Annotated in this window: 10 protein-coding genes and 3 rRNA genes; 3 read left to right on the plus strand and 10 right to left on the minus strand. The window is 61.0% G+C overall.

What is annotated here, in order from left to right; all coding sequences use genetic code 11:
- The first annotated feature begins 39 nt into the window (after positions 1-39).
- A complete protein-coding gene (locus AC6I97_RS19940; RefSeq protein ID WP_497946321.1) occupies positions 40-1,095 on the plus strand; it encodes a patatin-like phospholipase family protein in 1,056 nt (351 codons plus the stop codon).
- 158 nt (positions 1,096-1,253) lie between these two features.
- On the opposite strand, the gene rrf is transcribed toward AC6I97_RS19940, so the two are convergent.
- From rrf to AC6I97_RS19970, 6 genes are all read right to left on the minus strand, one after another.
- A 5S ribosomal RNA gene (rrf, locus tag AC6I97_RS19945) occupies positions 1,254-1,370 on the minus strand.
- Between the two features lie 145 nt (positions 1,371-1,515).
- Positions 1,516-4,671 (minus strand): 23S ribosomal RNA (locus tag AC6I97_RS19950).
- Between the two features lie 572 nt (positions 4,672-5,243).
- Positions 5,244-6,766: ribosomal RNA gene (locus AC6I97_RS19955) — 16S ribosomal RNA — on the minus strand.
- The 16S, 23S and 5S rRNA genes sit together here, the layout of an rRNA operon.
- A 494-nt stretch (positions 6,767-7,260) precedes the next feature.
- Positions 7,261-10,917, minus strand: a complete 3,657-nt coding sequence (locus tag AC6I97_RS19960) for a 1,4-alpha-glucan branching enzyme (protein ID WP_309931058.1) — start codon at positions 10,915-10,917, stop codon at positions 7,261-7,263.
- 1 nt (position 10,918) lies between these two features.
- The gene (treS, locus tag AC6I97_RS19965; protein ID WP_224166502.1) at positions 10,919-12,715 is read right to left on the minus strand and encodes a maltose alpha-D-glucosyltransferase; all 1,797 of its coding nucleotides are present in this window, start codon (positions 12,713-12,715) and stop codon (positions 10,919-10,921) included.
- Positions 12,715-14,775 carry an alpha-1,4-glucan--maltose-1-phosphate maltosyltransferase gene (locus AC6I97_RS19970; protein ID WP_224166501.1) on the minus strand — a complete coding sequence of 687 codons (2,061 nt, stop codon included), beginning with the start codon at positions 14,773-14,775 and terminating at the stop codon, positions 12,715-12,717. The genes treS and AC6I97_RS19970 overlap by 1 nt, the downstream gene beginning before the upstream one ends.
- Positions 14,776-14,927: 152 nt before the next feature.
- Here AC6I97_RS19970 and glgP point away from each other — a divergent pair, with 152 nt between their 5' ends.
- Complete coding sequence (gene glgP / locus AC6I97_RS19975) at positions 14,928-17,552, plus strand: alpha-glucan family phosphorylase (RefSeq protein WP_309931055.1); 2,625 nt, start codon at positions 14,928-14,930, stop codon at positions 17,550-17,552.
- Between the two features lie 135 nt (positions 17,553-17,687).
- Here the strand turns inward: glgP and AC6I97_RS19980 are convergent, their stop codons facing one another.
- Genes AC6I97_RS19980 through glgX form a run of 3 tightly spaced genes read right to left on the minus strand, consistent with a single transcriptional unit; the run spans position 17,688 to position 20,644 of the window.
- Positions 17,688-18,047: a barstar family protein gene (locus AC6I97_RS19980; protein ID WP_224166499.1), complete on the minus strand. Its 360-nt coding sequence runs from the start codon at positions 18,045-18,047 to the stop codon at positions 17,688-17,690.
- Between the two features lie 6 nt (positions 18,048-18,053).
- Complete coding sequence (locus AC6I97_RS19985; protein WP_497946329.1) at positions 18,054-18,518, minus strand: guanyl-specific ribonuclease; 465 nt, start codon at positions 18,516-18,518, stop codon at positions 18,054-18,056.
- A gap of 11 nt (positions 18,519-18,529) precedes the next feature.
- Positions 18,530-20,644 (minus strand): glycogen debranching protein GlgX, encoded by a 2,115-nt coding sequence (gene glgX, locus AC6I97_RS19990; protein ID WP_497946332.1) that lies wholly within the window; start codon positions 20,642-20,644, stop codon positions 18,530-18,532.
- A gap of 240 nt (positions 20,645-20,884) precedes the next feature.
- On the opposite strand from glgX, the gene AC6I97_RS19995 reads away from it, so the two are divergent.
- Positions 20,885-21,694, plus strand: coding sequence for a carbon-nitrogen hydrolase family protein (locus tag AC6I97_RS19995; protein ID WP_497946334.1), 810 nt, complete (start codon positions 20,885-20,887; stop codon positions 21,692-21,694).
- A 367-nt stretch (positions 21,695-22,061) separates the two neighbouring features.
- Here AC6I97_RS19995 and rlmB read toward each other — a convergent pair whose 3' ends face one another.
- Positions 22,062-23,054 carry a 23S rRNA (guanosine(2251)-2'-O)-methyltransferase RlmB gene (rlmB, locus tag AC6I97_RS20000; RefSeq protein ID WP_416418885.1) on the minus strand — a complete coding sequence of 331 codons (993 nt, stop codon included), beginning with the start codon at positions 23,052-23,054 and terminating at the stop codon, positions 22,062-22,064.
- Positions 23,055-23,097 lie beyond the last annotated feature (43 nt).

Here is a 23,097-nt window from a genome sequence, read left to right on the forward strand (position 1 = left end):
CGGGAGCGCCACAGAGGCAATTCGCGAAAGGCGACTCCCATGAACACAACACCTTTTTCAACCCTGCCCGGCACCTCGACCACCACTTCCGGGCAGCCACGGTCTGCCCGGGACCAGCCGCAGGAAACACCCGCCACGATTCCCGGGCAAACAGCCGGACGAGCGCTGGTGCTTGGTGGCGGTGGATCCACGGGCAATGCGTGGCTGATCGGCGTCCTCGCTGGAATGTTCGATGCCGGCTTGGATGTGACCACGGCCGACTTGACGGTGGGCACATCGGCTGGCTCCACCGCAGCTGCACAGATAGCTGGCGCGAGCCCGTCAGAACTGTATGCAGCTATCCTTGCCGCGCCACCCCAGCCACGGCCGCCGCAGCCCAGGCCAGCACAGTCCGGTCCAGCACAGTCCAGTCCAGCACAGTCCAGTCCAGCACAGTCCGGTCCAGCACAGTCCGGTCCAGTGCGGCATGTGGTGGATCAATTGGAACGAACACAAAAGATCATTGAGGCGTCGAAGGATCCTGCCGATATGCGTCGCAAGATGGGCGCTGCAGCGCTCGAGCTGCCTGCTAGTGCGGACGAATCAAGCCAAAGACAGTGGCGTGCAACAGTTGCCTCCCGACTCCCAAGTTTGCAATGGCCCCAGCGAACAGTGCTCATCACTGCCGCGGACGCCGTAACAGGTCAGCCGGTCCAGTTCGATCGTCACAGCGGAGTGGAACTGGCGGATGCTGTAGCCGCCAGTTGCGCCAGTGGATTCGCCTACAGCATCGGTGACGGGCGATACATTGACGGCGGTTACCGATCCAACGCCGAGAACGCGGACCTGGCTTCGGGATACGCACGCGTCCTGGTGCTGTCACCATTTGGGGGCAGAACACGGACTCCGCTGGAGTGGGGCATGCATCTCGCCGCGCAGGTCGACGAATTACGTGCCGGCGGCAGCCGGGTCGAAACAATCTTCCCGGAGGGCAGCTCCGAGCACATGTTCGGAGCCAATGCAATGGACCTGTCGTTACGTCCGGCAGCTGCGCATGCCGGTTACGACCAAGGCCGAACACTGGCCGAGCGACTCGATGGGTTCTGGAACGGCTAAACACGGGGCATAGCTAAACCCGGTTTAAATGGGTCAAGCCCCGGCTGTGGTGGTCGGGGCTTGTCTTGTGTTGGTCTGTTTTTTCTCGTTTGAATGCAGTCGATTGAATGCGGGAGACCCCCAACCCGGTGTGGGTTGGGGGTCTCTACCTAATGTGTGTCCGGCGGTGTCCTACTCTCCCACACCCTCCCGGGTGCAGTACCATCGGCGCTGTGGGTCTTAGCTTCCGGGTTCGGAATGGGACCGGGCGTTTCCCCCACGCTATGACCGCCGTAACCTTGTTACCCGTCCCGCGCACCTGTTCGGGTGCGGGGTGGGAAGACTGTGTGGTTACAACTGTGGTGTTGTGTATTCAGTTGTTGGTTCCTGGAACGGTTGTTGTTCGGGAACCACATAGTGGACGCGTGCAGTGTGTTGTGTGTGGTGTAAGTTGTTGGCCTATTAGTACCGGTCAGCTTCACGAGTCTTTGGTCCTCGCTTCCACATCCGGCCTATCAACCCAGTGGTCTGGCTGGGGGCCTCTCACACGTATTGTGTATGGAAATCTCATCTTGAAGCGAGCTTCCCGCTTAGATGCTTTCAGCGGTTATCCCATCCGAACGTAGCTAATCAGCGGTGCACTTGGCAGTACAACTGACACACCAGAGGTTCGTCCGTCCCGGTCCTCTCGTACTAAGGACAGCCCTTCTCAAATTTCCTGCGCGCGCAGCGGATAGGGACCGAACTGTCTCACGACGTTCTAAACCCAGCTCGCGTACCGCTTTAATGGGCGAACAGCCCAACCCTTGGGACCTACTCCAGCCCCAGGATGCGACGAGCCGACATCGAGGTGCCAAACCATGCCGTCGATATGGACTCTTGGGCAAGATCAGCCTGTTATCCCCGAGGTACCTTTTATCCGTTGAGCGACGGCCATTCCACAATGTACCGCCGGATCACTAGTCCCGACTTTCGTCCCTGCTTGAGATGTCTCTCTCACAGTCAAGCTCCCTTGTGCACTTACACTCGACACCTGATTGCCAACCAGGCTGAGGGAACCTTTGGGCGCCTCCGTTACTTTTTAGGAGGCAACCGCCCCAGTTAAACTACCCATCAGGCACTGTCCCTGACCCGGATCACGGGCCGAAGTTAGATGTCCAAAGTGACCAGAGTGGTATTTCAACGATGACTCCACCCGAACTGGCGTCCGGGCTTCAACGTCTCCCACCTATCCTACACAAGCCACTCCGAACACCAATACCAAACTATAGTAAAGGTCTCGGGGTCTTTCCGTCCTGCTGCGCGTAACGAGCATCTTTACTCGTACTGCAATTTCGCCGAGTTTATGGTTGAGACAGCGGGGAAGTCGTTACTCCATTCGTGCAGGTCGGAACTTACCCGACAAGGAATTTCGCTACCTTAGGATGGTTATAGTTACCACCGCCGTTTACTGGGGCTTAAATTCTCAGCTTCGCCCACAAGGGGCTAACCGGTCCTCTTAACCTTCCAGCACCGGGCAGGAGTCAGTCCGTATACATCGTCTTGCGACTTCGCACGGACCTGTGTTTTTAGTAAACAGTCGCTTCCCCCTGGTCTCTGCGGCCCACACCCGCTCACGGAGAGCAAGTCTCCATCACGGGGCAGGCCCCCCTTCTCCCGAAGTTACGGGGGCATTTTGCCGAGTTCCTTAACCATAATTCTCTCGATCGCCTTGGTATTCTCTACCTGATCACCTGTGTCGGTTTGGGGTACGGGCGGCTAAAACCTCGCGTCGATGCTTTTCTAGGCAGCATAGGATCACCGGATCCCCCCGAACGGGAGTCCCATCAGATCTCAGGATCGTGCTCGAAACACACAGGAACGGATTTGCCTATCCCTGACCCTACATCCTTGGACCGGGGCAACCATCGCCCGGCCCGGCTACCTTCCTGCGTCACACCTGTTAATACGCTTACCTCCCGGGATCAGGTCCCGCGCTCGGCCAAAACCCACACACCACAAGGGTGGGCGGGCAGGCTCCGGGCGGTTAGTATCCCCCGCTTGGCATGGGCGGTTTTTCGCCGGTACGGGAATATCAACCCGTTGTCCATCGACTACGCCTGTCGGCCTCGCCTTAGGTCCCGACTTACCCAGGGCAGATTAGCTTGACCCTGGAACCCTTGATCATTCGGCGGACGGGTTTCTCACCCGTCTTTCGCTACTCATGCCTGCATTCTCACTCGTGTAGGCTCCACCGCTGGTTTCCACCGCGACTTCACTGCCCACACGACGCTCCCCTACCACTCCACACCCCTGAACCACGAAGGCTAGGGTACTGTGTGAAATCCACAACTTCGGCGGTGTACTTGAGCCCCGCTACATTGTCGGCGCGGAATCACTTGACCAGTGAGCTATTACGCACTCTTTCAAGGATGGCTGCTTCTAAGCCAACCTCCTGGTTGTCTTCGCAACTCCACATCCTTTCCCACTTAGCACACGCTTAGGGGCCTTAGTTGGTGGTCTGGGCTGTTTCCCTCTCGACTATGAAGCTTATCCCCCACAGTCTCACTGCTGCGCTCTCACTTACCGGCATTCGGAGTTTGGCTGACGTCAGTAACCTTGTAGGGCCCATCGGCCATCCAGTAGCTCTACCTCCGGCAAGAAACACGCAACGCTGCACCTAAATGCATTTCGGGGAGAACCAGCTATCACGGAGTTTGATTGGCCTTTCACCCCTACCCACAGCTCATCCCCTCCATTTTCAACTGAAGTGGGTTCGGTCCTCCACGACGTCTTACCGTCGCTTCAACCTGGCCATGGGTAGATCACTCCGCTTCGGGTCTAGATCACGCCACTACACTCGCCCTGTTCAGACTCGCTTTCGCTACGGCTACCCCACACGGGTTAACCTCGCGACGTAACACTAACTCGCAGGCTCATTCTTCAAAAGGCACGCCGTCACAGTTACTAGTGATTACTCACGACTGCTCCGACGGATTGTAAGCACACGGTTTCAGGTACTGTTTCACTCCCCTCCCGGGGTACTTTTCACCTTTCCCTCACGGTACTGGTCCGCTATCGGTCATTAGGAAGTATTTAGGCTTATCAGGTGGTCCTGACAGATTCGCACGGGATTTCTCGGGCCCCGTGCTACTTGGGATCCTCTCCAGGCGGTACACAACATTACGGTTACGGGGCTCACACCCTCTCTGGCCGGCCTTTCAAGACCGTTCACCTATGCCTGCACTACACACCCCACCGGTCCGGCAGAACCAGTACGGAAAGTCCCACAACCCCGCCCATGCAACGCCCGCCGGCTATCACACATGGAAACGGTTTAGCCTGATCCGCGTTCGCTCGCCACTACTAACGGAATCACTCTTGTTTTCTCTTCCTGCGGGTACTGAGATGTTTCACTTCCCCGCGTTCCCCCCACGCACCCTATGTGTTCAGATGCGGGTCACACAATCACCCAAAAGCGTTGTGCGGGGTTTCCCCATTCGGACATCCTGGGATCAACGCTCGGTTATCAACTCCCCCAGGCTTATCGCAGATTCCTACGTCCTTCTTCGGCTCCTAATGCCAAGGCATCCACCGTGTGCCCTTAAAAACTTGACCACACACAAACCAGCAAACCCACAACAAAGGGGCCCACCGGTTCACGATGCATCATCTATTCGAGAGAACCACGACCACAAAAGGCCAGGTTCATTCATAAGAAATTGCTGTAAGAACACACACCCACCAACCCCGAAGAGCCGGCACCATGCATGTTCTAGATGCTCGCGTCCACTATGTAGTTCTCAAACAACAACCCCGTCAACCAGACCCCCAACACCCACACGGGTGCCGGTACGAACCGGAAGCAGGAACAAAAGAAACACCAGAACTGTGTCCCCCTGCATTGCTGCAAAAAGGTCCTGTTGCCTCAGGACCCAACAGTGCGCCAAACACAACCCACACAAACCACGCCCCGGCACGTTCCCAACAACACACACCCCCAAGGGGGCACGCACTGCCGTACTAACACCAGGACACAACCGGTCAGGCCATGCCAAACAAACGTTTGATTCGTTGATATTCCACCCATGAGCACCCACCGCAGAACATACGCCTGCGCAATGGGCAACACTGACAACCACCAGCCCCCGCATGCACGGGAACCGACACGGTTGTTAGCAGCTCCTTAGAAAGGAGGTGATCCAGCCGCACCTTCCGGTACGGCTACCTTGTTACGACTTAGTCCCAATCGCCGGTCCCACCTTCGACGGCTCCCCCCACAAGGGTTAGGCCACCGGCTTCGGGTGTTACCAACTTTCGTGACTTGACGGGCGGTGTGTACAAGGCCCGGGAACGTATTCACCGCAGCGTTGCTGATCTGCGATTACTAGCGACTCCGACTTCATGGGGTCGAGTTGCAGACCCCAATCCGAACTGAGACCGGCTTTTTGGGATTAGCTCCACCTCACAGTATCGCAACCCTTTGTACCGGCCATTGTAGCATGCGTGAAGCCCAAGACATAAGGGGCATGATGATTTGACGTCGTCCCCACCTTCCTCCGAGTTGACCCCGGCAGTCTCCTATGAGTCCCCGCCATAACGCGCTGGCAACATAGAACGAGGGTTGCGCTCGTTGCGGGACTTAACCCAACATCTCACGACACGAGCTGACGACAACCATGCACCACCTGTAAACCGACCGCAAGCGGGGCACCTGTTTCCAGGTCTTTCCGGTTCATGTCAAGCCTTGGTAAGGTTCTTCGCGTTGCATCGAATTAATCCGCATGCTCCGCCGCTTGTGCGGGCCCCCGTCAATTCCTTTGAGTTTTAGCCTTGCGGCCGTACTCCCCAGGCGGGGCACTTAATGCGTTAGCTACGGCGCGGAAAACGTGGAATGTCCCCCACACCTAGTGCCCAACGTTTACGGCATGGACTACCAGGGTATCTAATCCTGTTCGCTCCCCATGCTTTCGCTCCTCAGCGTCAGTTACAGCCCAGAGACCTGCCTTCGCCATCGGTGTTCCTCCTGATATCTGCGCATTTCACCGCTACACCAGGAATTCCAGTCTCCCCTACTGCACTCTAGTCTGCCCGTACCCACTGCAGAACCGGAGTTGAGCCCCGGTCTTTCACAGCAGACGCGACAAACCGCCTACGAGCTCTTTACGCCCAATAATTCCGGATAACGCTTGCGCCCTACGTATTACCGCGGCTGCTGGCACGTAGTTAGCCGGCGCTTCTTCTGCAGGTACCGTCACTTTCGCTTCTTCCCTACTGAAAGAGGTTTACAACCCGAAGGCCGTCATCCCTCACGCGGCGTCGCTGCATCAGGCTTTCGCCCATTGTGCAATATTCCCCACTGCTGCCTCCCGTAGGAGTCTGGGCCGTGTCTCAGTCCCAGTGTGGCCGGTCACCCTCTCAGGCCGGCTACCCGTCGTCGCCTTGGTAGGCCATTACCCCACCAACAAGCTGATAGGCCGCGAGTCCATCCAAAACCACAAAAGCTTTCCACCACCATGACATGCGCCAGATGGTCATATCCGGTATTAGACCCAGTTTCCCAGGCTTATCCCAGAGTCAAGGGCAGGTTACTCACGTGTTACTCACCCGTTCGCCACTAATCCCCCCAGCAAGCCAGGGATCATCGTTCGACTTGCATGTGTTAAGCACGCCGCCAGCGTTCATCCTGAGCCAGGATCAAACTCTCCGTTGAAAACAAAAAAAATCAAACAGACACAACCACACCCACCGGAAATAACGGCGAACACGGCTGCACAAAATTCGAAACCAGCTGAAAACCAAACCACCACACACGGGGGTGCATGACGATCCGGCATATAATTTCAACCAATCAAAAAAACAATCGGCATCAACAAACTTGGCACACTATTGAGTTCTCAAACAACAGGTCACTATTCCAAAGCAGTACCACCAGCCTTCGCTGGATCGCTCCGGAGCAACTTTTCAAACTTACCGGCTGGACCTCTCGGAGTCAAATCGGCAAGCATGACTTGATTTTTCCTTGCGGTATCTTGTCTGCTTGGCGATCTCCACTCGGGGACCAGCGCGGGTACTAACTATACCCCTACTCCAGCGAGATGGCAAAGCCCGCTGGCAGAGGTCTCCCTCGTCACCTCTGAAACCCCTGAAACACAGGGAAGGAGGGCCCGGAGCGGCAAGCTCCAGGACCCTCCCTGTTCCAGAGAACTAGTCAGCCAACGCGAACCACGAGGCTCCCAGTGGTGGAAGAGTCACGGTCAATGCTGCCGGCTGGCCGTCAGTCCCCGGTGACGCAGCCTTCAATGTTCCGGCATTGATGACACCCGAACCACCGTAGGTCCCGGAGTCCGTATTCAGGACTTCAACCCACTCCCCTGCTTCTGGCACTCCCAGGATGTAATCGTTGTGCGGGCCCCCCGAGAAATTGACTGCGCACACCAAAGGCTTGCCGTCGTGGTCCCAGCGAATGAAAGTCAGCACGTTGTGGTCGGCGTCTCCACCGTTGATCCACTGGAAGCCACCGGGTTCGTTATCGCGTACATGCAGTGCAGGCGTTGACTTGTATAGGCCGTTGAGGTCGCGGACCAGGAGTTGGAGCCCACGATGCGCCGGGATGTCAGCCAGGAACCAGTCAAGTCCGTACTGCTCCGACCACTCGGCTTCCTGGCCGAATTCGGTGCCCATAAAAATGAGCTGCTTACCGGGGTGTGCCCACTGGTAGGCGAAGAAGGCCCGAAGGTTTGCCAGTTGCTGCCAACGGTCACCCGGCATCTTCCGAAGCATTGATCCCTTGCCGTGGACTACTTCGTCATGGCTGATGGGCAGGAGGAAGTTCTCCGAGAAGGCGTAGACCATGGAGAACGTGATGGTGCCGTGGTGCCACCTGCGGTTGATGGGGTCTTCGGAGATGTACTTCAGGGAGTCGTGCATCCAGCCCATGTTCCATTTGAGGCCAAAGCCGAGCCCGCCATGATTGGTGGGTGCCGTTACACCTGGGAATGCAGTGGATTCCTCTGCGATGGTGACGGCTCCGGGGTGCGTCTTGTAGACGGTCGCGTTGACCTCCTGCATGAAGGAGATTGCTTCGAGGTTCTCGCGGCCGCCGAACTTGTTGGGTTGCCACTGTCCTTCCTCGCGCGAGTAATCCAGATAGATCATGGAGGCCACGGCGTCAACGCGGAGTCCGTCAATGTGGAATTCTTCGAGCCAGTACAGTGCGTTGGCAACCAGGAAGTTGCGTACCTCGGTGCGTCCGAAGTCGAATATGAGGGTGCCCCAGTCCGGGTGTTCGCCCAGATTGGGATCCGAGTGCTCGTACAGTGCCTCGCCGTCAAAACGGGCCAGCGCCCAGGAATCCTTGGGGAAGTGTGCAGGGACCCAGTCCAGCAGGACACCGATGCCCGCCTGGTGCAGGGAGTCCACGAGGAAACGGAACTCGTCCGGGTGCCCGAACCTGGACGTGGGCGCAAAGTAGGACGTGACCTGGTAGCCCCACGAGCCACCGAACGGGTGTTCTGCTACGGGCATGAATTCCACGTGCGTGAAACCAAGCCACTTCACGTAGTCAACCAGTTCCTTGGCCAGCTCCTTGTAGCCCAGGCCAAGGCGCCAGGATCCCAAGTGGACTTCGTAGACGCTCATGGGCGAGTTGTGCGGGTCCTTTTCGGCGCGCGCAGTCATCCACTCCGCGTCCTTGAAGCGGTAGCTGGAGTCCACCACTCGGGATGCCGTCAGCGGTGGAACCTCCGTGCCGAAGGCCAAGGGGTCCGCCTTCTCAACCCAGTGGCCGCCGCGGGTCAGGATCTCGTATTTGTAGCACGCCCCTGCTACAACCCCGGGAATGAAGATTTCCCAGACGCCGGACGAGCCGAGGGAACGCATTGCGTGGCTACGGCCATCCCAGCCGTTGAAATCACCCTTGACCCGAACCGCTTGGGCGTTCGGGGCCCAGACAGCAAAGGAAACACCGTCTACTTCACTCAGCGAAGAGCGGTAATGCTGGACGTGGGCGCCAAGGACGTCCCAGAGACGCTCGTGCCGGCCTTCGCCGATCAGGTGCAGGTCCACCTCGCCCACGGTAGGCAGGTAGTGGTACGGGTCATCAATGGTGACGGGTTCGGCGTCGTAAACCACTTCCAGCCGGTAGTCCGGCACATGGCCGTGTTGCAGCGGATCCAGGACAGCGGCCCAAATGCCGTTGGCCTCGTGCTCCATGGCAGTGCGTCCGGCCTCCGTCACCACCGTTACCGACGTGGCGAGGTGCTTCACGGTCCGGATGGTGACGTGGCCGTGATCGTCCAGGTGGGCGCCGAGCACGGAGTGTGGTGCGTGGTGGGCTCCAGCTGCCACGCGGGCCAAGGTCTCGGAGTCCACATGCAGGGGAACTCGGGGCCGTTCGGTGCGTGCAGAGCCTGTCATTTCATTACCTTCCGCTGTAGCCGCGGCGTGCTTGCCGCGGCTCGTGTTGTCGAGGATTTGCCGTGATGCGTTGACCGGAATGGACAGCCAGTCCGGCCGGTTCCGCAACTCATAGACCACCTCATATAAGGCCTTGTCCAGCCACAATGCCACAAAGAGCGGCGAGCGGCGGTCAATGGTTCCCGGCATGACTTCGCTGTAGCCGGCCAGGAACGCGGTGGAGCAGTCATCCGCCCATGTTGCGGGCACCTTGGCTTCGGCGTTCTCACGGACAGCGGCTCCTGCCGCGTAGTCGAAGGAACGGAGCATTCCCACGACGTCCCGCAAGGGGAGATCGGGAGTGTTGCGCTCGTTAATGGTCCGGAGGGGCTCGCCTTCGAAGTCCAGGATGGCCCACCTGCCGGGCGCCCCCGCCTTTCCGGGAACCTTAAGGATCTGGCCAAGGTGGAGATCGCCGTGGACGCGTTGCAGCTGGCCCACATCGCTGGGATGAAGCGTGTCCAGCAGCTCTTCGAGGTTGCCCTCATAAGGCCCGACGGCGGAAGCCGCTTCTGCCCATGACTGGCGGACACGCCGGGCCAGGGTCGCAATGATGCCGGCGCCCTGCGTTTGGCCATCCAGTGTGCCGAAAGTTTCCGCGAGCCTGGCGTGGACCGTTGCTGTTGCAGCACCGAGTTCGTGGGCCTCTTTGGTGAAATCAGCGCCGGCTGCAGCGGCCTCGACTGCCAGCCTCCACGCGTCCAGTCCCCCCAGCAGGAATTCATGGGCCACCGTGAGCTCGCCGGTCGCCGAACCGCCTGGGTCCTGGCCATCCCAGGAACCTGTGATCCAACCCAACGTTGCGGGCACCTCGGTTGTCCCTGCTGCCGTCAGCGCAGCGCCCAACTCCACCTCGGGATTCCTGCCGGCTGCCAACACACGGAAGATCTTCACGATCGCCGTCGAACCGCCGTCGTCAATGATGACGGACGTGTTGGACTGCTCCCCGGACAGCACGCGGACCGAGGTAGGTCCTTCCGGAAGGGCCACACGGCCCCGGGTGAGATGGCCCGCGGCGAGGCCGTCACCCACTGTGTCCTCCCGGCGCATGAGGTCCAGCCACGCCGTGATGAACTCGGTGTCGTACACGGCGTCGTAGACGAGCCGGAGCCCCAGTTCGGGATCCGTGATCTCCCCGAGCAGGGCAGTGGGAGCATCCGGCAACGGCTGGCTCCTGAAGCTCAACGGCACCTGGACGACGTCGGTCCGGGGACCGCCGTCGGCTGTCCGATACGTTACGGCGAGCAGTTCAACCTGCAAACCGGCGCTACCTTCGGGGTACGGGAGGGTGAAGCCGCCCACACGCTCCAGCGCAAAGTCGGGGCTCTTCACCGGGAACCAGCGTTTAGTGGGAAGCCAGCTCCGGAGAAGACTTTCGATCGAGGGGTTAAGTGTTCCCTTTTTCATCTCATCCTTTGGTAGACACCACGGGAATCGCCTGGGTAAATGGCGATGAGGGGTTGGAAAACGCAGAGCGCAGCCGCAGCCAATAGAAGTTGTGGCTACCCAGCATGACTGTTAGTTGGCCGTTGTCCCCAACGGCCGGGAATGGTTGGCCACCGAAAATGTCGCGGAAGCCCCTGCCGGCATATTCCGGCAGATCAAGGGTCGCGGCCACCGGATGCTGCGAAAGGTTGAAGACGCACAGGATAGTCTCCGCGTCCTCGCCCTCAGGATTGCCGGCGGGCAGTTCCCGGACATAGGCCAGGACGGCCTCGTGGTCCGCTTCGATGTGGCGGAAACTACCCAGGCCGAACACGGGGTGGTTCCTGCGCACGCTAAGGATCTGCCGGGTCCATCGCAGCAGGGAGCCTGAGTGCGCGGCCTCTGCCTCAACGTTGGCCATGCTGTAGTTGTAGACGAGGGACTGGATCACCGGCAGGTACAGCTTGCCCGGGTCCGCGCCCGAGAAACCCGCGTTCCTGTCCGGGTTCCATTGCATGGGTGTGCGGACGGCATCGCGGTCATCGAGCCAAATGTTGTCCCCCATGCCGATTTCGTCCCCGTAATAGAGGAAAGGGCTGCCTGGCAGGGAGAGCAACAGAGCGTTAATGAGCTCAATCTCAGCCCGGGAATTGTCCAGCAGCGGAGCCAGCCTCCGCCGGATACCGATGTTGGCGCGCATCCTGGGGTCCGGTGCGTACCAGCCAAGCATGGCAGCGCGGTCGTCCGCGCTGACCATCTCCAAGGTGAGTTCATCGTGGTTTCGCAGGAAGGTCCCCCACTGGGCACCCTTGGGAATCTCCGGGGTCTCCCGAAGGGTCTGGATGATCGGAGCCGCCTTCTGGTCCCGGAGGGCATAGTAGAGCCGGGGCATGATCGGGAAGTGGAAGGCCATGTGGCATTCGGGGGCTTCCTCGGTGCCGAAGTACTCCACCACCTCATGGGGCGGCTGGTTGGCCTCGGCGATGATCACGCGTCCGGGGTAGTTGGCATCCACCATCCTGCGCAGGTCCTGGAGGAAGGCATGGGTGGCTGGAAGGTTCTCGCAGTTGGTGCCTTCCTCCTCAAAGAGGTAAGGAACGGCGTCGGCGCGGAAACCGTCGATTCCCTGGTCGAGCCAGAACCGGATGACGTCATAGAGTGCCTCGACGACTTTGGGGTTCTCGAAGTTCAGGTCCGGCTGGTGGCTGAAGAAGCGGTGCCAGAAAAACTGGCGCCGGATGGGATCGAACGTCCAGTTGGATTCCTCCGTGTCCACGAAGATGATGCGCGCGTCCTGGTACTTCTCATCCGTATCGCTCCACACGTAGAAATCGCCGTAGGGACCCGTGGGGTCCTTCCGGGATTCCTGGAACCACGGGTGCTGGTCCGAGGTGTGGTTCAGGGGGAGGTCGATGATCACCCTGACGCCGCGGGCGTGCGCCTCCGCCACGAGGCGCTTAAAGTCGCTGATCGTGCCAAACTCGTCCAGCACCGAGGTGTAGTCGGCGATGTCATAGCCGCCATCACGCAACGGGGAATGGAAGAACGGCGGCAACCAGAGGCAGTCAACGCCCAGCCATTGAAGGTAGTCCAGTTTTTCGATCAAGCCGTGGAAGTCACCGGAGCCATCCCCGTTGGCATCCGCAAAGGCCCGCACCAGTACTTCGTAGAAGACTGCCTTGCGGTACCAGTGCGGATCATGCTGGAGACCGGGGGCATTCAGCTCGAAGGTGTTCTTCGGAGTGAAGTACTGGCTCGGGTTTTGCGGAGAAAAACTCACTAAGGCTGCCTCCGGATGCTCAGGATGTGTGCGGGCTCCACGTGTGCGTCGAGCCTGACGTAGTTGTGTTCACCCCACCACCAGCTTTGCCCGCTGATCAGGTCATCCACCAGGAACCGGCCGTCCTCGTTGAAGTCCGCGGGATCCAGCTGCAGGGCAGCCAGGTCCAGGGAAACCGTGCTTTCGCGGGCGCTGTGCGGATCCACGTTAACAACGATGATCAACGTGTCCTTGGTGCCGTCCGGCAAGGTCTTGTGCTTGGAGTAGACGATGGTTGCGTCATCGGTGCTGCTGTGCAAAGTCAGGTTCTGCAGGTCGCCCAGGGCAAGGTGGTCCTTGCGGATGGTGTTCAACCTGGTGATGTACGGAGCCAACGTGCGGCCGGACGCGGCAGCGCCTTCCCAGTCTCTGGCCTTGTACTCGTACTTTTCGTTGTCGATGTACTCTTCTGCCCCGGGCCGGGCCACGTGTTCGTACAGCTCGTAACCGGCATACACGCCCCAGAGCGGGCTTGCCGTCGCGGCAAGGACAGCCCGGATGCGGAAGGCCGCGGGACCACCGTACTGGAGGTACTCCGTGAGGATGTCAGGCGTGTTCACGAAGAAGTTGGGCCGGAAGAAGGCCGCGCTCTCGTGGCTCACCTCATGGAAATACTGCTCCAGCTCGGTCTTGGTGTTCCGCCACGTGAAGTAGGTGTACGACTGCTGGAACCCTGCCCTGCCCAACGCGTGCATCATGGGTGGACGCGTGAAAGCCTCGGCCAGGAAAACTACCTCAGGATTCTTTTTGTTGATCTTTCCAATCAACCATTCCCAGAACCAGACAGGCTTTGTGTGCGGATTGTCCACGCGGAAAATCTTCACGCCATGGCTGATCCACAACTGCACGATCCTCAGGATTTCCTTGGATAGGCCCTCCGGATCGTTATCGAAGTTCAGGGGGTAAATATCCTGGTATTTCTTTGGCGGGTTTTCGGCATAGGCAATGGACCCATCCACACGCGTCGTGAACCATTCCGGGTGGGACGTTACCCAAGGGTGGTCAGGGGCTGCCTGCAAGGCCAGGTCCAGTGCAACTTCGAGTCCCAGCTCGCGGGCATGGGCAACAAAAGCGTCAAAATCTTCAAAAGTGCCCAAATCCGGGTGGATGGCGTCATGGCCACCGTCCTTGGAACCAATGGCCCACGGCGAGCCCGGATCCTGCGGGCCCGGCGTCAGCGTGTTGTTGCGTCCCTTGCGGTGCTGGAAACCGATCGGGTGGATCGGCGGCAGGTAGATAACGTCAAAGCCCATCTCAGCAACCGCCTCCAGGCGCTTGGCCGCGGTGCGGAAGTTGCCCGACGTCCAGATACCTGTGGCGTGATCCAAAACCGCGCCCTCGGAGCGGGGGAAGAACTCGTACCAGGAACCACGACCCGCGAGGTCACGTTCCACCTGCAGCGGGAACGGCTCCGAAACCGTCACCAGCTCGCGGATCGGAACGCGTCCGACGGCGGCCAGCACCTCGGGGCTGAAACCGGCACCAAGGCGTTCCTCGGCAGATTTGGTGGTGTCGGCAAGGACGACTGAAGCGGCACGCAGGGTGCGCTTCTCCGCAGCGGTGCGACCGGCGTCGTCCTCTGCTGCCTCCGAAAGAAGGGCTGCACCCTCGGCGAGCATCAACTCGACGTCAATGCCGGCGCCCACTTTCACTTCAGCGTTGTGGTGCCACGTTCCATAGCGGTCATGCCAGGCCTCAATGACGAAAGACCACGCACCCGTGCCGGACGGCGAGAGCGAACCCTCCCAGCGGTCCAGGCCTTTCCAGCGCTCATCCTTGGCCGGCGCCATGCGGACCCGCTGGCGCTCCTTGCCCTTGGGATCAAGCAGGACGGCGGAGACGCCGAGTTGATCATGTCCTTCACGAAAGACGGTCGCACCGATGGCGAGATCCTCACCCGGAAGGGCCTTCGCGGGGAACCGGCCACCCTCAACCACCGGCTGGACAGCCGTGATGGGGAACCGGCCGAAGCGAAGTCCGGCGGTGATGTCCGTTTTCGTCTTGGATTTCAAAGCGGTCATGGTTCGCGAGGTATTCGTCACAACCACGACGTTAGCGACAAAAATCCAAGAATGCTAAGCACACGAGCCATCTTCGCGACGCAAGATGACTTTTACCTAAAAGAAACCCAAACCAGTTCCGACTGCCATGTGAGTCCGTTAGTGTGGCGCTCGTGAAGGCAATTCGAAGATTTACAGTCCGTACCGTCCTCCCTGAGCCCATCCGGCCGTTGGCCCGCTTGGCGACCAACTTGCGCTGGTCCTGGCACCGGCCCACCAGGGAACTTTTTGCGAGCCTTAACCCGGCTCTCTGGGAGGCCGCGCAGCATGACCCCATCGCCCTCCTGGGGTCCATCAGCAGGGAGCAGCTGCAGGACCTCGCCAGCAACGGCGAAGTCGTTAACCGGGTACAGGAAGCTGCGGCCGATCTGGACCGCTACCTCAGCGAGCCCCGCTGGTACCAGGGGCTTGGTGAAGAAGCTCCGGCCTGCATCGCCTACTTCTCGCCGGAATTCGGCATCACCGAGGTTCTGCCCCAGTACTCCGGTGGCCTGGGCATCCTTGCTGGTGACCACCTCAAAGCCGCCTCGGACCTCGGTGTCCCGTTGATCGGCGTCGGGCTGCTTTACCAGGCCGGCTACTTCAAGCAGTCGCTGTCCCGTGACGCCTGGCAGCAGGAGACGTATCCGGTACTGGACCCGGACGGCCTGCCGCTGACTCTTCTGCGCCAGCCCTCCAAGGACGGCGTCCCCGGCAAGCCGGTGCACATTTCGCTTCCGCTTCCCAATGGCCGCGAGCTTCACGCGCATGTCTGGCGTGCCGACGTCGGACGCGTTCCGCTGCTGCTGCTCGACTCAAACGTCCCCTCCAACGACGAAGCCGCGCGCGGCATCACCGACCGCCTGTACGGCGGTGGCGGCGATCACCGGCTCCAGCAGGAACTGCTGCTGGGCATGGGCGGCGTCAAAGCCCTGCGCGTCTACCAGGAACTGACAGGTACGCCCGCACCGGAGGTCTTCCACACGAACGAAGGCCATGCAGGATTCCTGGGAATCGAACGCATCCAGGAAGCGATGTCGGACGCCAACGATCCCCTCACCTGGGACGAAGCCCTCGCAGCCGGGCGTGCATCCACCGTCTTCACCACGCACACTCCCGTCCCGGCAGGAATCGACCGTTTCGAGACCCTCCAGATCAAGCACTTCTTCGAAGCCGGGCTCGCCCCTGCAGTGCCCGTGGACCGGATCCTGGAACTCGGCCGGGAAAACTACGACGGCGGCAACCCCTCCGTCTTCAACATGGCAGTCATGGGCCTGCGCCTCGCGCAGCGTGCCAACGGCGTAGCCAAGCTGCACGGCGTGGTTTCGCGGGAAATGTTCTCCGGTCTCTGGCCCGGATTCGACCACTCCGAAATCCCCATAACCTCCGTGACCAACGGCGTCCACGTTCCCACCTGGGTGGACCCAAAGATATCCTCCCTGGCACGGCAGCAGTTCGGCGCAGAAGCCGAAGCCCTGGGCCGTTGGGACCTCGCCTACAACGTCAGCGACGAAGACGTCTGGGGGCTCCGCAAGGAACTGCGCACCCAACTCGTCGAAGACGTCCGGCGCAGGCTGCGCGCCTCATGGAAGACACGCGGTGCTGCCGACGCCGAGCTTGGCTGGACGGACAGCGTGCTGGATCCGGACGTTCTGACCATCGGCTTCGCCCGAAGGGTGCCCACATACAAGCGACTCACGCTGATGCTGCGCGACCCCGCGCGCCTGAAAGCCCTCCTGCTGGACCCCAAGCACCCCATCCAGCTGGTCATCGCAGGTAAATCGCACCCCGCTGACGACGCCGGCAAGAAAATGATCCAGGACCTTGTCCGGTTCACCGACGACCCCGAGGTTCGCCACCGGATCGTGTTCCTCCCGAACTACGACATCGCCATGGCCCGCACCCTCTTCCCCGGCTGCGACGTCTGGCTCAACAACCCGCTTCGGCCGCTTGAAGCCTGCGGCACATCCGGGATGAAGGCAGCCATCAACGGCTCGCTCAACCTCTCCGTCCTGGACGGCTGGTGGGACGAAATGTACGACGGCGAAAACGGGTGGGCGATCCCCACGGCCAACAACGGCGCATCCGCAGATGAGCGCGACGACATTGAAGCTTCCGCACTCTATGAGCTGCTGGAAACCCAAGTGGCACCGCGCTTCTACGGGACCACCGTGGCCCAAGGCGCCGGCGCAGCAGGACCCTCCGAATCCAGCCGCGAGACCGTGCCCACCCACTGGGTGTCCATGATCAAGCACACCCTGGCGAACCTGGGCCCGGCAGTCTCAGCCGAACGCATGCTGCACGACTACGTCAACAACCTGTACTGCCCCGCGGCAGTAGCCGGGCGTCGGGCCACCGCTGAATCGTTCAAGGAAGCCAAGGAGCTCGCGGCCTGGACCTCCAAGGTCCGCAGCGCCTGGCCTGAGGTCGTAGTGGAACACGTCGACTCGGTGGGAGTGTCCGAAGAACCCCAGGTCGGCGACACCCTGCAGGTCAACGCATACGTGGCGCTCCACGACCTGACCCCCGACGACGTCTCCGTGGAGGTGGCGTTTGGCCGTGCCGAGGAATCCGATGAGCTTGAGGACATCGTCGTAGCGGAACTGGACTCCCTGGAGAACCTCGGAGGTGGACGCCACCTCTTCCACGGCGACCTGGTCATCAACCGTTCAGGGTCCTTCGGCTACACCGTCCGGGTGTTCCCGAAGCACTCGGCGCTGGCTTCCAAAGCTGAACTGGGGTTGATCGCGAACGCCTAGTCCGTAACCAGACGACATCCGCCGGATGTCAGTCATCCTCCGCGTGCTGCTCCTTCGTCGCTTTGACGCACGCTTCCGGATAACTGGCATCCGGCTTTGTTGTTTGCTTCGGCGAGGCGTTGCGACTCATGAAATTTAGTTTTCGAAGACCGCAATCACCGCAAGGTCACGGCCTGCGTAGCGCTCCGCGTCTTGGAGGATCTCGCAGACCACGCCGAAGGAACGGTCCGTTCGGTAGGCCGCCGGGACTTGCCAGATCATCGTGACGGGAGTGCCGTCGTCGTCGGACAAGGCGTCGGCAAAGTCATGCAGGGAGTCGTTGAGCGCGTCCAGGTTCACGCCGTAGTACTCCGGGAAGTCCAGGACCTGGCCAAAGACCTCCAGGACGCCCGATTTTGTTGTCGCCGGCGGGACGAGGATGGTCCTGCGCCCGGCGTCTGCCACCTGCTCCTGAAGTTCTTCGATGGTCCAGGTGTCTGCGGAATAGATCTTCATGGGCTCCTACTTGCCTTCGACGATGAACTTGAACGAATCGTAATGGTCAGCGGTGTAGTACTTGGCCGTGTCCTTGCCAACAATGATTCGGCGAGCGCCGCGATCTGGCTCACCGGGTGTTGGAACCGTGTACTCCTTATAGAATCCGCTGGACTTCTTGGGCAGGAGTCCCTCGAAGTTACCGAAATTCACGCCATCCCTGTCATAGGGATAGGGCCCGCCTTTCGCAATCAGGGCAAGCGTCTGTTGCGCTTCCCGGGGAAGCTGCGAGGCGTTGATGCTGGGCAGCGCAGAGGGGTTTGCCATCGACGACGGCGCTGACGCCGAGCCAGGCTCCGCCGTCGTGGTCTGCGTGCTTGACGTTTCCTGAGGGACGGTCAGCGGGCCGCCGCCCACCAATGCGACCACAAGCGCGACGACGGCAATCACCAGAGCTCCGAAGGCCAGCAGTTTGCTGCTGATCCGTTTCATGCAGGAGGCTCCTACGTGCGATAAACGTTGATGGTGTTGGCCTGCAGGATATCCCGCTCGCCCGACGCCACCAGCGCACCCTTCCGGCGTTCATGCAGCACCGACGTTGTGAACCGGAGTTCGAACATACGCTTGCCGATGCCGGTTTCGCTCAGGATCTCGGGAAGCACCATCTTTACGTCCTGGTTGCTGCCGTTCACCACAATCAGGCCCCGGATTTCGCTGTCCTCATGACCCATCAGGAGCTGAATGGAGCGCGCGTTGGGATCATTCCAACGCGCGGGCGTCATGCGCTTTCCCTTGTCGTCGAACCATTGCAGGCTGGAATCATTCGCGTGGGCGGGGAAGCTCTCAGGCTGGTGGCGCAGGAACCAGCGGCGAAGCCTGACAAGCTCCCTGGTGGTCTGGAACATGGCGTTGGCTTCCTGGGTCCGGCTCCAGTCCAGCCAGGCCGTGGGATTGTCCTGGCAGTACGCATTGTTGTTACCGTGCTGCGTTCGCCCGATCTCATCACCAGCGGTGATCATGGGGACGCCGATGGACAACAACAAGGTGGCCATCAGGTTCCGGACGGAGAGCGCCCGGGCAGATACGATTTCTTCGTCTTCGCTACGGCCTTCGAAGCCATGGTTGTAGCTGCGGTTGTCTCCGTGGCCGTCGCGGTTCTGCTCACCGTTGGCCTCGTTGTGCTTTCGGTCGTAGCTCACCAAGTCCTTGAGCGTGAAGCCGTCGTGTGCCGTGATGAAATTGACCGAGGCCAGGCGCGTTCGGCCGGACGGCGCGAACAGGCTCGCCGAACCCGCCATCAGCTCAGCCAGCGACGCGACTGAGCCGCCTTGGCCGCCGGCTTCAATGGCAGCGCGGTCGGACAGCCAGAAGCGCCGGACGCCGTCGCGGAAATGATCGTTCCAATCTGACCACCCCGGCGGGAACCGCCCTGTCTGCCAGCCGCCGTAACCTACGTCCCAAGGCTCGGCGATGAGCTTGACCTCCGACAGGACCGGATCCTCGGCAATGGCCTGCAGGAAGGGGTGGTTGGGGTCGAATTGGTTGCCCGCGTCCCGGCACAGGGTCACGGCGAGGTCGAAGCGGAAGCCGTCCACGTGGAAGTCATTCACCCAATACCTCAGGGAATCCAAGGCAAGGTCCACCACCACGGGATCACTGAAATCCAGGGTGTTGCCGCAACCGGTGGTATCCAGATACCGTCCATGCGCATCGTGCCGGTAGTAGCGCTTCTCCGCGAGGCCGCGGAAGCTCAGCGCAGGCCCGTCCGGTCCGGCTTCCGCGGTGTGGTTGTAGACCACGTCCAGGATGACCTCGATGCCGGCGGCGTGGAGCAATTTGATCATGCCCTTCAGCTCGTCTTGCACAGCGTGGGGACCGGCGTTCCGCGCGGCCTCTGTGGCGTAGTCGGAGTGAGGGGCAAAGAAGGCCGCGGTGTTGTATCCCCAGTAGTTCGTCATGCCCAGGTCCTGGAGGTGCGACTCGTCCAGGTGGAAGTGGATGGGCAGGAGTTCCACCGCAGTGATTCCAAGCTCAGTCAGGTGCTGGATCATCACTGGGTGTGCCATTCCGGCATAGGTGCCGCGGAGGTGTTCCGGGATGTCCGGGTGAAGCATCGTCTGGCCACGAACGTGGGCTTCGTAGATTACGGACGTACGCATCGGCGTACGCGGCGGCGCGTCATCGCCCCAGTCGAAATCCGTTGCCATGTGGACGCTCGTAAGGAACTCGCCCCGCTGATCCACGGCGCGACCATAGGGATCCAGCAACAGGGACTGTTCGTCGTCGTCGTCAACATCCAGTGCCGGTACCGACATCGGCAGCCCGCCCTCGGGTGGAGCAGCGCGGAATCCGTACCGCGTGCCCGGCGGCATGCCGCTGACGATGCCAAAGTGCACACCGTCCTCCAGATTGGGAAGGGTGTGAACCCGCCAACCATCACCGGGCGCTTGGTATGCGACCTCAACGCGTTCCAGGTCCGGAGCAAACACTGCGACGTTGACGTTGTCTGTCTGCTGCGTGACGGCATCAAAGAAATCGGGCTGGGGCTCGCTCAGTCCGAGGGGCCTGGGGCGCGATGCATCCAGGGCGGCTGCTGGGTCCAAAATAGGCATAACCATTGCTTGCAAGTTTAGTTCCATACAGGATGAGTGCTGAGTTGGCCGCCCGTGTGACGGCGCCCACCACATCAAATTTCCGGCACGTACCGGCCGCGGGCCTCGTTCCGGGCCGCTCACGTGCTGGAACGCTCTGGTCCGGGCAACAGCACACCCGTATCCGCTCCCCCGAATGTGTCGCCGCGGCTGTGTGTTGGCGGCAGCCTTGCCATACTGGGACTGGACAGAACTGGAGGTTCAATCGTGCGCGTTGCACTCGCTCAAGTCATCACCGGCCGGGACCTGGCTGACAATCTGCGGCTTCTGGAGGAGTACGCCCACCGTGCCAAGGACGGCGGCGCGGAGCTTGTCGTTTTTCCCGAGGCAATGATGCGCGCGTTCGGCAACTCCCTGCTGGACATCGCCGAACCTCTCGACGGTCCCTGGGCGGGCCGGGTGCGCGAGCTGGCTGACGAACTTCAGCTGGTGATCGTGGCTGGCATGTTCACGCCTGGCTCAGCTTCGGATTCCGGCGCGCGCCGCGTGCGGAACACCCTCCTGGTCACAGGCCCCGGAGTAGAGACCAGCTACGACAAGATCCACCTCTTCGACGCGTTCGGCTTCGCTGAGTCGGACACGGTTGAGGCGGGAACAGACCCAGTGACGTTCGACGTCGGCGGCGTCACCTTTGGTTTGGCCACCTGCTACGACATCCGTTTCCCCGCACTGTTCACTGCCAACGCGTTGCGCGGAGCCGTTGTAAACATCGTGGCGGCATCGTGGGGAGCCGGACCGGGAAAGGCCGATCAATGGCAGCTCCTGTCCCGCGCCCGGGCGGTGGACACCACGACGTTCGTGCTTGCCTGCGGCCAGGGAGATCCTGCTACGCAAGGGGTTGAGGTCAAAGGTGCCGCGCCCACGGGCGTCGGGTACTCCGCCGTCGTGTCCCCCTTTGGGCAGGTCGTGGAAGCGCTCGACGGCGAGCCCGGCCTCCTCTTCGCCGACCTCGACCCCGCAGTGGTGGAAGAAGCCCGCCAAAAGCTCCCGGTCCTGGCCAACCGCCGCGAATTCTGATCTTCTCTCACATCCTGCGGGCTTCTGGCCGATCTTCTCTCACATCCAACGGGTTTTGGGCCGATCTTCTCTCACATCCAACGGGTTTTGGGCCGATCTTCTCTCACATCCCCTTTTCAAAGGGGACCGGACCGCCCGGGCCGGATGCCGCCGTCGTCGTCATTCCAGAAGACAGCAAACGCTCCCCCACCAGCATGAAGTGAGAGAGCGTTGGCCGAAAAGGGGCAGGAAGTGAGAGAAGATCCGCCAAAAACCCGCGGGAAGTGAGAGAGCATCCAAGGGCGCCGCTGGGGCCATCCGGAAGCGTGCGTCAAAGCGACGGAGGAGCAGCACGCGGAGGATGGCGCTTGCGGCGCCCTCATCAGGACTACTCGGCGGAGCGCTGCCTCGAGACTTCGTACAGCGAGATGCCCACGGCCATGGACGCGTTGAGCGATTCCATGGCGGAGTCGATCGGAATCGAGACGATCTGGTCGCAGTTTTCGCGCACGAGACGGCTGAGGCCCTTGCCTTCGGACCCGACTACGATACAGACGGGCTCGGTTGCTACGGTGAGGTCGGGCAGCGAGACGTCGCCGTCGCCGTCCAGGCCGAGGACGTAGATGCCCATGTTCTTGAACTGCTTGAGGGCGTTGTTTAGGTTCGACGCGCGGGCCACGGGTACGCGGACTGCGGCACCGGCGCTAGTCTTCCATGCCGATGCCGTGACGCCGACGGACCGGCGCTCGGGAACGATGACACCGTGGCCGCTGAACGCGGAGACGGAACGGATGATCGCACCGAGGTTGCGGGGATCGGTGATGCCGTCGAGTGCAACGAAGATCGGGGCGTTGGAGATGTGCCCCTTCTTCCACTTGGCGATGGTGGTCTCTGCGAGGTCGTAGGCGTCCTCGTACTCGTACGGCGGGATCTGCAGGACGAGACCTTGGTGGACTGCGTCCTCGGTCATGCGGTCCAGTTCGGGCTTGCCGGTTTCCAGAAGCGGGATGCCGCGCTCTGCAGCAAGCTTGAGGGACTCTTTGACGCGATCATCCATTTCGATGCGGATGGCAACATGCAGGGCCTTTGCAGGGATGCCGGCGCGCAGCGCTTCCACAACCGAGTTGCGGCCGGTGACCAGCTCTTCAGTTGCGCGGCCCTTGGGGCCGGAGCGGGCGCCGGTTCCCGGGCGTGCGGGACCGCGCTTGGCAGCTGAACGCTCGGAAAGCTGCTTGTTCTTGTACGCCTTGTGGTAGGTCCGGTCCTCGGCCTTGGGGGTGGGCCCCTTGCCTTCGAGGGCCTTGCGACCGTGGCCTCCGGTACCCGTGGAGGGGCCCTTCTTGCTCTTGCGGATTGCACCCGGGCGACCGTGGTTGGCCATTCTGTCCACCTTGCTTGAAATTAATGAGTCTGCATTCCAGTCT

Source organism: Arthrobacter sp. TmtSoilC48, assembly GCF_059739425.1.